At 67.2% G+C, this 13637-nt stretch carries 14 protein-coding genes; 6 read left to right on the forward strand and 8 right to left on the reverse strand.

What is annotated here, in order from left to right; all coding sequences use genetic code 11:
• Nucleotides 1–418: 418 nt before the first annotated feature.
• Genes GGR48_RS08515 through GGR48_RS08525 form a run of 3 tightly spaced genes read left to right on the forward strand, consistent with a single transcriptional unit; the run spans nt 419 to nt 3221 of the window.
• Complete coding sequence (locus GGR48_RS08515) at nt 419–1423, forward strand: glycosyltransferase family 2 protein (RefSeq protein ID WP_183951495.1); 1005 nt, start codon at nt 419–421, stop codon at nt 1421–1423.
• Nucleotides 1420–2898, forward strand: a complete 1479-nt coding sequence (locus GGR48_RS08520) for an oligosaccharide flippase family protein (RefSeq protein ID WP_183951496.1) — start codon at nt 1420–1422, stop codon at nt 2896–2898. The genes GGR48_RS08515 and GGR48_RS08520 overlap by 4 nt, the downstream gene beginning before the upstream one ends.
• A 44-nt stretch (nt 2899–2942) precedes the next feature.
• Nucleotides 2943–3221 (forward strand): hypothetical protein, encoded by a 279-nt coding sequence (locus tag GGR48_RS08525; RefSeq protein ID WP_183951497.1) that lies wholly within the window; start codon nt 2943–2945, stop codon nt 3219–3221.
• 63 nt (nt 3222–3284) lie between these two features.
• Here GGR48_RS08525 and GGR48_RS08530 read toward each other — a convergent pair whose 3' ends face one another.
• The 6 genes from GGR48_RS08530 to GGR48_RS08550 all read right to left on the reverse strand — a co-directional run bounded on the left by GGR48_RS08530 (nt 3285) and on the right by GGR48_RS08550 (nt 8393).
• Entirely contained in the window at nt 3285–4112 is an 828-nt protein-coding gene (locus tag GGR48_RS08530) for a DUF4167 domain-containing protein (RefSeq protein ID WP_183951498.1), read from the reverse strand.
• Entirely contained in the window at nt 4102–4239 is a 138-nt protein-coding gene (locus GGR48_RS17925; protein WP_206362501.1) for a hypothetical protein, read from the reverse strand. The genes GGR48_RS08530 and GGR48_RS17925 overlap by 11 nt, the downstream gene beginning before the upstream one ends.
• A 141-nt stretch (nt 4240–4380) precedes the next feature.
• Nucleotides 4381–5193 carry a peptide chain release factor N(5)-glutamine methyltransferase gene (gene prmC / locus GGR48_RS08535; RefSeq protein ID WP_183951499.1) on the reverse strand — a complete coding sequence of 271 codons (813 nt, stop codon included), beginning with the start codon at nt 5191–5193 and terminating at the stop codon, nt 4381–4383.
• Between the two features lie 174 nt (nt 5194–5367).
• The gene (gene prfA / locus GGR48_RS08540; protein WP_183951500.1) at nt 5368–6441 is read right to left on the reverse strand and encodes a peptide chain release factor 1; all 1074 of its coding nucleotides are present in this window, start codon (nt 6439–6441) and stop codon (nt 5368–5370) included.
• The gene (gene hisS, locus GGR48_RS08545) at nt 6438–7760 is read right to left on the reverse strand and encodes a histidine--tRNA ligase (RefSeq protein WP_183951501.1); all 1323 of its coding nucleotides are present in this window, start codon (nt 7758–7760) and stop codon (nt 6438–6440) included. Before hisS ends, prfA begins: the two co-directional genes overlap by 4 nt.
• A gap of 48 nt (nt 7761–7808) precedes the next feature.
• A complete protein-coding gene (locus GGR48_RS08550; protein WP_206362502.1) occupies nt 7809–8393 on the reverse strand; it encodes a cysteine hydrolase family protein in 585 nt (194 codons plus the stop codon).
• A 145-nt stretch (nt 8394–8538) separates the two neighbouring features.
• Between GGR48_RS08550 and GGR48_RS08555 the strand changes: the two genes are divergently transcribed.
• The 3 genes from GGR48_RS08555 (at nt 8539) to ppa (ending at nt 11905) form a co-directional block, all read left to right on the forward strand.
• A complete protein-coding gene (locus tag GGR48_RS08555) occupies nt 8539–9192 on the forward strand; it encodes a DUF1345 domain-containing protein (protein WP_183951502.1) in 654 nt (217 codons plus the stop codon).
• Between the two features lie 93 nt (nt 9193–9285).
• Nucleotides 9286–11214 carry a M61 family metallopeptidase gene (locus GGR48_RS08560; RefSeq protein ID WP_183951503.1) on the forward strand — a complete coding sequence of 643 codons (1929 nt, stop codon included), beginning with the start codon at nt 9286–9288 and terminating at the stop codon, nt 11212–11214.
• 112 nt (nt 11215–11326) lie between these two features.
• Nucleotides 11327–11905, forward strand: coding sequence for an inorganic diphosphatase (ppa, locus tag GGR48_RS08565; protein ID WP_183951504.1), 579 nt, complete (start codon nt 11327–11329; stop codon nt 11903–11905).
• A gap of 270 nt (nt 11906–12175) precedes the next feature.
• Here the strand turns inward: ppa and GGR48_RS08570 are convergent, their stop codons facing one another.
• Nucleotides 12176–12655 carry a GNAT family N-acetyltransferase gene (locus GGR48_RS08570; protein WP_183951505.1) on the reverse strand — a complete coding sequence of 160 codons (480 nt, stop codon included), beginning with the start codon at nt 12653–12655 and terminating at the stop codon, nt 12176–12178.
• Nucleotides 12652–13545: a DMT family transporter gene (locus GGR48_RS08575; RefSeq protein ID WP_183951506.1), complete on the reverse strand. Its 894-nt coding sequence runs from the start codon at nt 13543–13545 to the stop codon at nt 12652–12654. The genes GGR48_RS08570 and GGR48_RS08575 overlap by 4 nt, the downstream gene beginning before the upstream one ends.
• Between the last annotated feature and the right edge of the window lie 92 nt (nt 13546–13637).

The following is a 13637-nucleotide window of genomic DNA, read 5'->3' on the forward strand; positions in this document are numbered from 1 at the left end:
CGATCCCCAACACACCTTGAATGTGTGAGTGACCGCCAAGCCGCCGCCCGCATGTCCCTTCATCTAACCTACAATGTCAAAGAGCCCGACAACAATACGGGCGCCTCTTTCACCCCTAAACCTTTCGGTCTAGAGACCCAGAGCGCCAGCATCTCGATGCCAGTACCGCAGACCCCGAAGCCACCGCAGCGGCCCGCTCCGTCGCGGTGAAACCCCTCTAGGCGGACGTGCCAAATGGGTCAACACAAAAATCGACATGAAACCGTAAAAATCCGCAATCCCGCTATTTTTCAATGCCTTATCGGATCGGAATGTTGGATATCGAACGGGAACCTTTCGTCCATTCGGGATTAGGCCCTTTATCGTCACCCCTTTAAGGGGCTGTTTAGCCCTCGCTTATAGGACCGGTGATACGAGCATGACGTCGCCCCGCATCACCGTCGCCCTGAGCGTTTACAACAATGACCGCTATCTGGCGGCCGCGCTGGACAGCCTGTTGGCGCAGAGCTTCGGCGATTTCGAGCTGCTGGTCGTCAACGACGGATCGACCGATGGCTCACGCGCGATCATCGACGCCTATGCCGCACGCGATCCCCGTATCCGTCCCATCCATCAGCCCAATCGCGGGCTGGTCCCCAGCCTGAACCGGATGATCGCCGAGGCGCGGGGCGACTATATCGCGCGGATGGATGGTGACGACATCGCGCTGCCTGAGCGTTTCGCCCGGCAGGTGGCGTTTCTCGACGCGCATCCCGATCATGGCGTCGTCGGGACGCGGGTGATCGCCATTACCGAGACCGGCGAACCGCGTGCCGACTGGACGATCGATCACCCGATCGACGCGGACGCGGTCCATGCCGCGCTCGAGGCCGGGCCACTCTTGTGTCACCCCTCGGTGATGATGCGGCGGTCGCTGATGACGATGGTCGGCGGCTATCGCGCGGCCTATCGGCATTGCGAGGATTACGACCTGTGGCTGCGGCTGGACGAGCGGACTCGCATGGCCAATCTGCCCGAACGGCTGCTGCGCTATCGCTATTCGACCACCCAGGTGTCGCATCGCCATGTGCTGGCACAGCATTATGGCGCGGCGGTCGCGCGACTGGCGCGGGCCGAGCGGATCGCGGGGCGGCCCGATCCGACCGATGGCTGGACCACGCTGCCGCCCGTCGACGATCTGGACGCCGCTTTCGGCCGCGCCGGCGTCGCGCGGGCGATCCGCGCCGAAGTGACGCGCGGAATTCTCTATCATCCCGACTCGCTGGCGGGGGACGGTCTGCCGCTGATCGCTAAGCATGTCCGGGATACACGGTCGGACCGCGGCGCGCGGGTGCCCGGGCTATGGCGCGCGGTCGCGCGGCTCGCACGCAGCGGCAAACCGGTCGCGGCGATGCGGCTCGCCAAGGCCCTGGCCCGAGGATGAGCGGATCGTCGATACGCGGCGCGGCGCTCTGGTCGATCGGCTCGCAATATATCGCCTTTTCGATCCAGTTCGTGGTCAGCGTGCTGATCTCGCGCTTCTTCCTCACGCCGCCCGAAATGGGGCTGTATTCGATCGCGCTGTCGGCGGCGATGCTGGTGTCGGTGCTTCAGGATTTCGGCATCAGCCGCTTCGTCGCGGGCGAGCGCAACCTGACCGATGCGCAGGTCGAGACGTGCTTCTCGGTCTCGTTGATCTTCGCGCTGGGCATCGGGCTGTTGATCTTCGTACTCGCCTGGCCGGTGGCGTGGTTCTACGACAATGTCCGGCTGACGCCGCTGCTGATCATCATCGCCGGCTCCTATCTGGTGGTGCCGTTCGGGATCGTGCCGAGCGCGATGCTGCAGCGGCGGATGGACTATTATTCGCTGTTCCTGGTCAATGTCGGTGCGGCGGTCGTCAACGCCGCCTTCTCGCTGGGGCTGGCCTGGGCGGGCTATTCGGCGTTCGCGCTCGCCTGGGCGGCCGTGGCGCAGCAGATCGCGCGCGCGCTGATCGGCCAGTGGCGCTCAGGCATACGCCCCCCCTTCCCGCCGCGCCTGGAAGGTGTCGGACCGATCCTGCGCTTCGGCTCGAACAGCTCGCTCCTCCATATCAGCGGCGCGATCGGCACGCGCAGCCCCGATCTGGTCATCGGTCGCGTCCTGACGCTGACCGCCGTCGGCCTGTTCAGCCGCGCCTCCAGCCTGGCGGCGCAGTTGCAGATGCTGGTCAGCGGCGCGGTCGACGGCGTCTTCTATCCCGCCTTCGCCCGGTTGCGCGACACCGGCGCCGACCTTGCCGCCCCCTATCAGCGGGTGGTCGCGGCCTATAGCGCGGCGACCTGGCCGGCGATGGCGTTCCTGGCCGCCGCCGCGACGCCGATCGTGCTGATGCTCTATGGCCCGCGCTGGGAAGGCGTGGCGCCGCTGCTCGCCTGGATCGCGATCGGGCAAATCTTCTTCGCCGCGCTGCCGCTGCATGTCGAGCTGCCCATCCTGCTGGGTAAGATCCGGCGGCTGGTGGTGCTCAACGTCTTCGATACCGTCGCCTCGATCGGGCTGCTCTTGCTGGGGGCCATGGTGGGGCTGGAGGCAGCGGCGGCCTCGCGCATCGGTTACGGCGCGATCTGGTTCCTGCTCTATGTCGGGCTGATCCGGCGGCTGACCGGTTTCGCATGGCGGGGCATGGCGATCGTCTATCTCCAGAGCCTGATCGCCACGCTGGCGACGGTGGCACCGCTGCTCGCCGTCTATCGCTGGGTCGCCGCCCCCGACGCGGTGGGGCTGATGCTGCTCGCCGGCGCGGCGGTGGCGGGGGTGCTGGCCTGGCTGGTGGTGGTCTATGCGCTGCGCCACCCGATCCGGCTGGAGATCAACGCGATCGTCGGCGGGGTCTGGACGCGATTCCGCTGCGCAAAGGCACCTGCCGGCATCTGACCGCTCGGCTTGCCGGGACGGTGCGCGCGTTCCATAGTCGCGTCATGCAGCCACCCCCCTCCGGTCTCGACGATCCCGATCAGGCGGCCTTCGCCTGGGCGCGGTTCCGGCTGATCATGGCGTGGATGACGCTGGCCGCCGCGATCGCCGTGGCGCTGGCGATGATGGCGCTGGCGCATGTCTATGGCCCGCTCAACTGGGTGACGATGCTGGGGGTTATCGGCGGGATCGGCGGCACGGTGATGCTGACCGGCGCGCTGATGGGTCTGGTGTTCCTGAGCTCGGGCACCGGCCATGACGAGGATGTCGACCGGCGGCCATGAAAAACCGGCCCCCGCGACGATCGCGGAGGCCGGTCCTTCATCGTTCGAAGGGATGGAGGGCGATCAGCCCGCCGCCGCCTCCGGCTCCACCGGGGCGGCCGCGCGAACGCGACGACGGCGGGGCTTTTCTTCCGGTGCGGCGTCGGCCTCCGGCGCGGCGCTGAGCGCGGGCGGCAGGCGATCGGCGTCGAAGCCAACGCTCTGCTCACCGGCATCCTGCACCTCGGGCGCGCGTTCGCGACGCGGACGACCGCGACGGCGGGGTGCTTCCTCCTCGGCCTGGGGTGCCGCGACGACCTCCGCGTTCATGGCGGGGGCGGCGATGGCCGGCTGGGCGTCCTCGGCCATGACGGGCTGTTCGGCGCGCATCGGGCGGCGATCCTCGCGCGGCTCGCGCCGGGGACGATCGTCGCGGTCGCGGCGCGGACGGTCCTCGCGCTGCTGCGTGTCGCGCTGATAATTCTCGCGTGGTTGGCGCTCGCGGCGCGGTTGTTCGACCTCGCCCTGCTGTTCGCCGGGGCGGATGGGATCGCCCTCGTCGCCATAATCCTCGGCATCGTTGTCGAAGCCGTCGTCATACTGGTCGTCGCGCGATTCCTCGCGCTGGCGGCGCTGATTCTGTTCCTCGAAGCGCGAGCGGGTTTCGCTCAGCACCCGGAAATAGTGATCGGCGAACTGCCAATAATATTCGGTGTTGACGCGGTCGCCCTGGCGCTGCGCCTCGGCCGCCAGATTCTTGTACTTCTCGTACAGCTGGCTGGCGTTGCCGCGCGCGCGATTGTCGATGCGATTGCCATTGTCGGGGCGACCAGGATTGCCACCCGGACGCTGCCCACCATTGTTATTGCCGCCACGACCGCGACGGCGGCCGGCCTGCCGATTATTGATCAAGCTGTTCGTCCTTAGTCGTCAAACCAACAAGGTCCACTTTTCCCGACACCGCGCGCGTGTCGCACGATGCGAAGCTCTCGCGCCCCGGGAGGCGCTTGCCACGGCCGCCGGACAGCAGCGACTGCATGACGAGGGGTACGGGCATCGGCCCGAAATCAACGACCCCGATAAAACGGTGCAAGGTGTCGATGTTCGCGTGCCCCTGTACGCGCTGTAGCGGGTCCGGGCACGGTCCTACAAGCGAAATATGGGGCATGGTCGCAATTGTTCAATGGGCCAGCAGGGCGCGCGGACGGCCGCCCAGATCACGGTGGAGCGCGACGCGAAAACCCTGTTCTTCCAGCAGGCTGGTGACGGCCGGCGCCTGTTCGTGCCCGATCTCCACCACCGCCGCGCCGCCGGGCGCGAGCAACCGGCGCAGTTCGGGGGCGAGCGCCCGATAATCGTCCAGACCGTCGGCGCCGGCGAACAGCGCCGATGCCGGTTCATACCCGCGCACCTCGTGCGACAGGGTTTCACCGGTGCCGATATAGGGCGGATTGGTGACGATGCAGTCGAACGGCCCGGTCAAGGCGGTCGCCCAGTCGCCGCACACGAACCGCGCCCGGTCGGCCATCCCGCAGGCTTTGGCATTGGCGACGGCATAGTCGAGCGCTTGCGGGGAGCGGTCGACGCCCAGCCCCCTGGCATCCCGCCATTCGTCGAGCAGCGCGAGCAGCAGCGTGCCCGGCCCGGTGCCCAGGTCGAGCAGCGTGGTGGGCCGACGCCCCTTGAAGTGCCGGAGCGCCGCGTCGATTAGCGTCTCGCTATCCACCCGCGGCACCAGCGCGCCGGGACCGACCATCAGGTCCAGCGTCCAGAACCCGCGCGTGCCGGTGATATAGGCGACCGGCTCCTGGCGCGCGCGGCGCTCGACCAGCGGCCAGAATCTGTCGGGGACGAGTCGGGTCAGGTCGAGCAGCAGCGCGTTTCGCTCGATCCCCAAGGCATGGGCGAGCAGCAGTTCCGCGTCGAGCCGCGCGGTGGGGGAGAAAATAAAACGCTCTGCGGCTTGTGCGAGCGCCGTGCGGGCGTCGGTCACGCCGCCGTCTCATCCCGGCAAATGCCGGAAATGAGAAGAGGGTTCGCGCGGAGGCGCGGAGGCGCGGAGATGTCCGGCATGGCGCAACGCCTGGGCGCCATCAACCGGCGGAGATGGAGAGCCTGCGGCGCAGCGGGCTGGACCGGTCCGCGTCTCCGCGCCTCCGCGCGAATATCACCCATCGAGCGCGGCAAGCCGTTCGGCCTCATCCTCCGCGAGCAGCGCGCCGACCAGTTCGTCGAGTTCGCCTTCCAATATCTCGGGCAGGCGATGGAGCGTCAGGTTGATCCGGTGATCGGTCACCCGCCCTTGCGGAAAATTATAGGTGCGAATCCGCTCCGACCGGTCGCCCGAGCCGACCATCGAACGCCGTGCGCCCGCGCGCTCCGACGCCAGCCGCTCGCGCTCCGCCTCGTACAGACGCGTCCGCAGCACCTTCATCGCCTTGGCGCGGTTCTTGTGTTGCGAGCGTTCATCCTGCTGGATGACGACGAGGCCAGTCGGGATATGGGTGATGCGGATCGCCGAGTCGGTGGTGTTGACGTGCTGTCCGCCCGCGCCCGACGAGCGATAGATGTCGATGCGCAGGTCCTTGTCGTCGATCTGGAGGTCGACCTCCTCCGCTTCGGGCAGCACCGCGACGGTCGCCGCCGAGGTGTGGATACGCCCGCCCGATTCGGTGACCGGCACGCGCTGGACACGGTGGACGCCGCTCTCGAACTTCAGCTTGGCGAACACGCCCGCCCCCGCGACCGAGGCGACGACTTCCTTGTAGCCGCCGGTGTCGGGCACTGAGGCGGAAATGACCTCGACCCGCCAGCCCTGCCGCTCGGCATAACGCTGGTACATGCGGAACAGGTCGCCCGCGAACAAAGCCGCCTCGTCACCGCCGGTCCCGGCGCGAATTTCGAGCATCGCGGCGCGTTCGTCGGCGGCGTCGCGGGGCAGCAAGGCGAGGGCGAGATGCCGATCCGCCGCCGCCAGCGCATTGCGGTTGGCGTGAAGCTCCTCCGCCGCCAGCTCGCGCAATTCGTCGTCGCCGTCCTGCGTCATGAACGCCAGGCTGTCGGCCTCCTGCCGCAACCGGCGCACCTCGGCGGCGGCGTTGGCGACCGGCTCCAGCTCGGCATATTCCTTCGACACCGCGACGAAGCGGTCCGAGGGCAGGTCGCCGGTGGCCATCATCGCCTGAAGTTCGTCGCGCCGCGCCTCGATCTGCGCGATGCGCTCGGCCGAGATGGTCTTCATCGCGGAGTCAGACGCTGCGCCAATGGAGGAAGCTGCTCGCCATGATCTTCGGCGATCTCGTCCTCGAACAACAGGTCGGACAGGCTCTGCGCCGCCACGTCCAGCGACACGGTCGCCTGCTCGCCGGTCTTCAACGCCTTCACCTGGACCTGACCGTTCGCCAGTTCGTCATCCCCCAGGATCAGCGCATAGCGGGCGCCCTGATCGTTCGCCTTGGCCATGCGACGCTTCATATTGCCGCGAAACGCCATGTCGGTGGCGATGTCCGCGCGACGCAGTTCGGCGACGAGGCCGGTCGCGCGCAGCTCGGCCGCTGCGCCCATCGGCACAACGACCGCGTCGATCGCCAGCTTGGCAGGCTCGTCCAGCAGCATCGCCAGCCGCTCGACCCCGGCCGCCCAGCCCACACCCGCGGTCGCGGGACCGCCCAGCGACTCGACCAGCCCGTCATAGCGACCGCCCGCCAGCACCGTCCCTTGCGAGCCCAGCCGGTCGGTCACGAACTCAAACGCGGTGTGGCGATAATAGTCCAGGCCACGCACCAGCCGCGCATTGCGCGTCCAGGCGACCCCCGCCGCATCCAGCCCCGCCGTCACCGCCTCGAAAAAGGCGCGCGCTTGCGGAGTTAGATAGGCGTCGATATCCGGCGCCGCATCGGCGATCGGCCGGTCGCGCGGGTCCTTGGAGTCGAGGATGCGTAAGGGATTCTTCTCCAGCCGCGTCAGGCTGTCCTCGGACAGCTGATCCCGGTGCGCCTCGAAATGCGCGACCAGCGCGTCGCGCCACGCATCGCGCGTCGCGGCATCGCCCAGCGTGTTGAGCTGCAACGTCACGCCCTCGGCGATGCCCAGTTCGCGCAGCAGCTGGTCGGCCATCACCAGCAATTCGACATCCGCCGCTGGTTCGGCCGCGCCCAGAATTTCGGCGTCGATCTGGTGGAACTGGCGATAGCGCCCCTTTTGCGGGCGCTCATAGCGGAAGACCGGGCCCGAGGTCGCGAGCTTGAGCGGCGCATATTGCTGCCACCCCTCGGTCAGATAGGCGCGCGCGATCCCGGCGGTGAATTCGGGCCGCAGCGTCAGCAGGTCGCCGCCGCGATCGGGGAAGGTGTACATCTCCTTCGACACGACATCGGTCGTCTCGCCGATCGAGCGGGCAAAGACCTGCGTATCCTCGAACACCGGCAGGTCGAGCCGCTGAAAGGCGTAGAGGCCGTGGACATGCTCGAAGGTGGCGAGCACCTGCGCGAAGCGGCGCTGCTCTTCGCCGAAGATGTCCTGCGTGCCGCGCACGCGCTTGGGGGTTTCGATCCGTGCCATAGAGGTGGCGCTATCTAAGGTAGCGAAGGCCCGTGCGCTAGAGTGCGTTCAACCGTCGCGGGACAGCCAGTCCGCCAGTGCCAGTTCATGGGTGGGACCGGTCTCGGCGCACATGCTGTGCCGCATGATCTCCAGCGCCCAGCGGCGATGGTCGTCGCTCTCGCTCGCCACCGTGTCGCCCGGCACCCACAGGTCGTACTCGCGCATATGCGCATCGGCGGCGGTGAACAGCACGCAGATGTCCGCCGCCACGCCTGTCAGGATCACGCGAGACACGCCCAGCTGCGGCAGCAGCACCGGCAGGTTGGTGGCATAGAAGCCGGAAAATTGCGGCTTCACGATGAAATAGTCGCTGTCGCGCGGTCGCAGCGCCGCGATCAGCGCGCGGCCGGGGCTGCCGTCGCGGTCGCAATGATCGACGATCGACGATCGCTCCGAATGCCAATGGCCGAAATTGTCGTTGACGTAGATGACCGGCACCCCGGCGTCATCGGCGGCGGCGCGCAAAGCGACGATCCGCTGCGCCGCCGCCTCGGCAGGCCCTCGCAAATCCTCGCCGCCCTCGAAATCCAGGTCGTTGATCATGTCGATGATGATCAGCGCGGCGGAATGACAGCCTTGGTCCATGATCATGCTTTGCCACATCGAACGGCCCAAGACCTTGATGCAGCCCAATATTTACAGGCCACTCACCCCGGGACCCGCCCGGTCGGCCCCGTGTATGGCCGGCCGGGATTGGCACTGGCTGAATCGGCCCCCGTTCGGATAGATCATCGGCATGACCTCCCGCTGGCACCGCCTGCAAGCCCGTATCGGCGACCGGATCGCGCCGCCGCGATTCCTGGCCTTCGCGCTGATCCTGGCCGTGGCGAGCCTTATATTGTCCCCGCGTTTCGGGATGACGCGGGGCATATTGGCGGGTTTCGATGCGGCCGCCTTTCTCTTCCTCGCTTCGCTGGTGCCGCTGCTGAGACAGGGACAGGCCGCGAAGATGCGGGCGCGGGCCGCGCGCAATGATGCCAATCGCGCCGTGCTGCTCGTCTTTTGCGGGATCGTGCTGTTCGTCGTGCTGGTCGCGGTCGGTGGCGAGTTGCGCGGGCGGAGCAGCACCGTCACCATTGCGCTGGTCGTCGGCACGCTGATCCTGGCCTGGCTGTTCTCCAACATCGTCTATGCGCTGCATTATGCGCATCTATTCTACAGCGCGGGGGCGGACGGCGATGTCGGCGGGCTGCAATTCACCGACACGGCCGAGCCGGATTACTGGGATTTCCTGTATTTCGCGGTGACGCTGGGCATGACCTTCCAGACGTCGGACGTCGCCATCGCCTCGCGCCGGATGCGCCGCGTGGTGACGGGGCAATGCCTGGCCGCCTTTCTGTTCAACCTGGGCGTCATCGCCTTTACGGTCAATGTGTTGGGCAGCAGCTAGGGCGGGCGCGGGCGGTCCGGCGAAAGGGTCTGGACGACTGGCCTATCGGGTGCCTAACCTGCCGCCGTCTCCTCCCGCCGCAAAAGGCCTTTCATGATCCGCCTGCCTTATCGTCCCCTGCTCGTCGCGTCGCTGCTCGCCACCACCGCTTCCGCCGCCATGGCCCAGGTTCCGGCCGGCAACTCCGCCCCCGTGGCGCAGGCCCCCTTCGTCAACACCATCCCCGACGCGGTCGACACCCCCTATCCGGGCACGATCAAGCTGATGGTCGATGCCACCGACACCGATCGTGGCATCTTCCGCGTCAAGGAGACGATCCCCGTCGCCAAGGCGGGGCCGATGGCGCTGCTGTTCCCCAAATGGCTGCCCGGCGCGCATAATCCGCGCGGCGAGATCGAGAAGCTGGCCGGCCTGGTCATCCGCGCCAATGGCCAGATCCTGCCCTGGACGCGCGATCCCGAAGACGTCTTCGCCTTCCATATCGATGTGCCGGCGGGCGCGCAGGCGCTGGACGTCGAGTTCCAGTTCCTGTCGGCGACCAAGCCCGATCAGGGCCGCATCGCCGTCACCCCGACGATGATCTCGCTGCAGCCCAATTCGGTCAGCCTGTATCCGGCGGGCTATTATACCCGTCAGATTCCGATCCAGATGACCGCGACCTTCCCCGCCGGCTGGACCGCGGCGGGCGCGGTGCCGGCGCAGGCCTCGGGGGCGACCTACACCTATCACACGACCAATTACGAGATCCTGGTCGACTCGCCGATCCTGGCGGGCAAGTACGGCAAGGTCTTCCCGCTGACCCCGCAGGTGAAGCTGAACGTCTTCGCCGACAACGCCGCCGAATTGAACGCCAAGCCCGAACAGATTGCGGCGCATACCCGACTGGTCGAACAGGCGGTCAAGACCTTCGGCGCGCAGCATTACGATCATTACGAGTTCCTGCTGTCGATCAGCGACCAGCTGGGCGGCATCGGCCTGGAGCATCACCGCTCGTCCGAAAACGGCGTGACGCCGGGCTATTTCACCGAATGGGATGCCGGCCCGGGCCGTCGCAACCTGTTGCCGCACGAATTCACCCATAGCTGGGACGGCAAGTTCCGGCGCGGCGCGGACCTGTGGACCCCCGATTTCCGCACGCCGATGCGCAACTCGCTGCTGTGGGTCTATGAGGGCCAGACCCAGTTCTGGGGTTATGTCCTCCAGGCGCGGTCGGGCATGGTGTCGAAGCAGGACACGCTGGACCAGTACGCCTCGATCCTGGCGATCTACGACACCGCGCCCGCGCGCCAGTGGCGCAACCTGGTCGACACCACCAACGATCCCATCATCTCGTCGCGCAAGCCCAAGGGCTGGACGAGCTGGCAGCGGTCGGAGGATTATTACAACGAAGGCCTGATGGTCTGGATGGAGGTCGATGCGATGCTCCGCCAGAAGTCGAACGGCACCAAGTCGATCGACGATTTCGCCAAGGCCTTTTTCGGCATCCGCAACGGCGACTGGGGCGAGGTGACCTATACGTTCGACGACGTCGCCGCGACGCTGAATAGAATCGTCCCCTATGACTGGGCGACGTTCCTGAACCGCCGCATCACCGAGACCGGCCAGCCCGCCCCGATCCAGGGCTTCGCGATGAACGGCTACAAGCTGGTCTATACCGACCAGCCGACCCCGACCTTCAAGCAGGGCGAGAAGAACAGCACCAATGTCAGCTATTCGCTGGGCATGATCGTGTCGAACAGCGGCGAGGTGACCAGCTCGATTTGGGACAGTCCGGCGTTCAAGGCCGGCATCGATGTTGGCACCCAGATTCAGGCGGTCAATGGCGAGGCCTATTCGGGCGACCGGCTGAAGGCGGCGATCGTCGCGGCCAAGGATTCGGCGCACCCGGTCAAGTTGGTGATAAAGAACCAGGATCGCTTCCGCGACGTGACGCTGAGCTATACCGGCGGCCCGCGCTATCCGCGCCTGGAAAAGGTCGGCACCGGCGAGACCGGGCTGGATCGTCTGCTGAAGGCGCGCTGAGCGCGGACTGACCGACATCTATCGACAGGCCATGGCGGGTTGCGCTATCGCGCCCGCCATTGTTTTTCCACCGGAAGATGTTTTCCGGTCATTGGCAAAGAAAGACTGACCGATGCGTATCGATCTCATTCCCGTCGGCAAGAGCCCGCCCGACGACATCAACGTCGTGATCGAGGTGCCGACCGGTGGCGAGCCGGTGAAGTATGAGTTCGACAAGGCGAGCGGCGCCCTGTTCGTCGACCGCATCTTGCACACGCCGATGCGCTATCCGGCGAATTACGGTTTCGTGCCGCACACGCTGTCGCCCGATGGCGACCCCCTCGACGCGCTGGTCGTGTCGCGCACGCCGTTCATCCCGGGCTGCGTCGTCCGCGCGCGTCCGATCGCCGTGCTGAACCTGGAAGACGAAGCCGGCGGCGACGAGAAGCTGGTCTGCGTGCCGGTCGACTCGACCTTCCCATACTATTCGAATGTCGGTGGTCGCGACGACCTGCCCGAGATCGTGTTCCAGCAGATCGAGCACTTCTTCACCCACTATAAGGACCTGGAGAAGAAGAAGTGGGTGCGCATCGGCACCTGGGGCGACCGTGACGAAGCCCGCCGCATCGTCGTCGAGGCGATCGAGCGCTATGACGACGCCAAGGCCAAGGGCGAAGAGCCGCACGACCACGACGTGCCCGGCCGCGAATAAACGTCCCGGTTTCGGTTTGAGAATGACGCCCCGGCGCACCGCGCGCCGGGGCGTTTTTTCTGCGTGGCGTACGCGACCGCCGCTCTTCTTACTCCCCTCCCGCAGGCGGGAGGGGTTGGGGGAGGGCAATCCCAGAGCTTGAGGAGCGGTTCATCCCGTGGCCTTCGACTGCGCTCAGGCTGAACGGAGCGAAGGGATGCCAGGCGGCGCGAGGGGAAGAACGAGGCAAGCCTCAAGTCCCGACACCTCCGCGTCTCCGCGCGAACCGAGTTACCGCCCCGCCAGCTTCTCCAACGCCTCACCCGACACCCGCTGCACGGTCCATTCCTCCATTCCCCGCGCCCCCATCGCGCGGTAGAATTCGACCGCGGGCGTGTTCCAGTCGAGCACCGACCATTCGAACCGCGCCCAGCCCCGGTCGCGCGCGATGCCGGCCAGATGGATCAGCAACGCCTTGCCCACCCCGCCCCCTCGCGCGGGCGGCGTGACGTAGAGGTCCTCGAGATACAGCCCCGGCCGCCCGGTCCAGGTCGAGAAGTTGCGGAAGAACAGCGCGAAGCCGACCGGAACACCGCTCCGCTCGGCGATCACCGCCTCGGCCGCCGGATCGGCTCCGAACAAAGCCTCGGCCAGCATCGGCTCGGTCGCCGCGACAGCGTCCGGCTCGCGCTCGAACGCGGCCAGTTCGCGCACGAAATTCAGGATCGTCGCGACATCGTCGGGCGTAGCGGGGCGAATATCGATCGTCATAACCCTGCCTCGCTCTGGGGCCCCGGTCCCGGTCGCCGCACCGCGACGACGCAGCCCGCAATGATCAGCGCGGCCCCGACCAGGGTGAACAGCGAGACATGCTCGCCGAACACCGCATAGCCCAGACAGGCCGCCCACACGAAGGCGGTATATTCGACCGGCGCGAGTACCTGCGCCTCCGCCCGCGCATAGGCCCAGGCGAGCAACAGGGCCGAGATGCTGCCCAGCGCCGCCGCGATCGCGATGGCCGGCCATTGCGCCATGGCGGGCCAGGTCGCGACGAAGGGCGCGGCGGGCGTCATCACCACCGCGATGACCAGCATGGTGAACAGCGCGACCTCGACCGGCCCCGCCGCCTGCGCCTGTCGCCGCAACAGGACGAGGCTGACCGCATAGAGGATAGAGGCCAGGATGATCGCCAGCGACCCCAGCACGACCTGGGTCGAGGCCTGGGCCTGCACCTCGCCGGCCGCGATCACCAGCACACCGCCGCCGGCGATCAGCGAGCCGAGGATCGCCGCGCGCCGGATGCGTTCGCCCAGCGTCAGCGCGGCGAGGAACAGCGCCATCAGCGGCGACAGGAAGGTCAGCGCCACGCTCTGCGCCATCGGCACCCGCGCCAGCCCCCAGAAGAACAGCACGACCGAGATCCCGCCCGTCGCCCCGCGCGCGATGTGCAGCGTCAGCGCATGCCGCCCCGGCCAGCGCCCCCGCCTGGCCAGGAAAATCAGCGTCATGATCGCGACGCCGACCCAGGATCGCCACAGCACCGCGCTATAGGCCCCGCTGTCGATGGAGAGCTGTTTCATCAGCGTATCCATCACCGAGTAGATAGCGATCCCCGCCGCCGCGACGGCAAAGGCGATGACGGGAGAGGTGCGCGCACTCATGCCCGCCGCGTTACCGGCGCGACGCGGCAAAGGCGAGAGGGGGATGCTCCGCTTGTCGACGACAGGCCGGGATGAAAGCCAAGATGGCATCC

The sequence above is a fragment of the Sphingomonas pseudosanguinis genome (assembly GCF_014196255.1).
Classification (GTDB): Bacteria; Pseudomonadota; Alphaproteobacteria; order Sphingomonadales; family Sphingomonadaceae; genus Sphingomonas; species Sphingomonas pseudosanguinis.

Coding starts and splice junctions, on each gene's coding strand:
- GGR48_RS17925 (WP_206362501.1), bottom strand. CDS start 4,239: ATGCAGTCGCTGCTGTCCGGCGGCCGTGGCAAGCGCCTCCCGGGGCGC.
- GGR48_RS08555 (WP_183951502.1), top strand. CDS start 8,539: ATGACCTCCCGCTGGCACCGCCTGCAAGCCCGTATCGGCGACCGGATC.
- GGR48_RS08525 (WP_183951497.1), top strand. CDS start 2,943: ATGCAGCCACCCCCCTCCGGTCTCGACGATCCCGATCAGGCGGCCTTC.
- GGR48_RS08520 (WP_183951496.1), top strand. CDS start 1,420: ATGAGCGGATCGTCGATACGCGGCGCGGCGCTCTGGTCGATCGGCTCG.
- GGR48_RS08575 (WP_183951506.1), bottom strand. CDS start 13,545: ATGAGTGCGCGCACCTCTCCCGTCATCGCCTTTGCCGTCGCGGCGGCG.
- GGR48_RS08515 (WP_183951495.1), top strand. CDS start 419: ATGACGTCGCCCCGCATCACCGTCGCCCTGAGCGTTTACAACAATGAC.
- GGR48_RS08550 (WP_206362502.1), bottom strand. CDS start 8,393: ATGATCATGGACCAAGGCTGTCATTCCGCCGCGCTGATCATCATCGAC.
- ppa (WP_183951504.1), top strand. CDS start 11,327: ATGCGTATCGATCTCATTCCCGTCGGCAAGAGCCCGCCCGACGACATC.
- prfA (WP_183951500.1), bottom strand. CDS start 6,441: ATGAAGACCATCTCGGCCGAGCGCATCGCGCAGATCGAGGCGCGGCGC.
- GGR48_RS08560 (WP_183951503.1), top strand. CDS start 9,286: ATGATCCGCCTGCCTTATCGTCCCCTGCTCGTCGCGTCGCTGCTCGCC.
- hisS (WP_183951501.1), bottom strand. CDS start 7,760: ATGGCACGGATCGAAACCCCCAAGCGCGTGCGCGGCACGCAGGACATC.
- GGR48_RS08570 (WP_183951505.1), bottom strand. CDS start 12,655: ATGACGATCGATATTCGCCCCGCTACGCCCGACGATGTCGCGACGATC.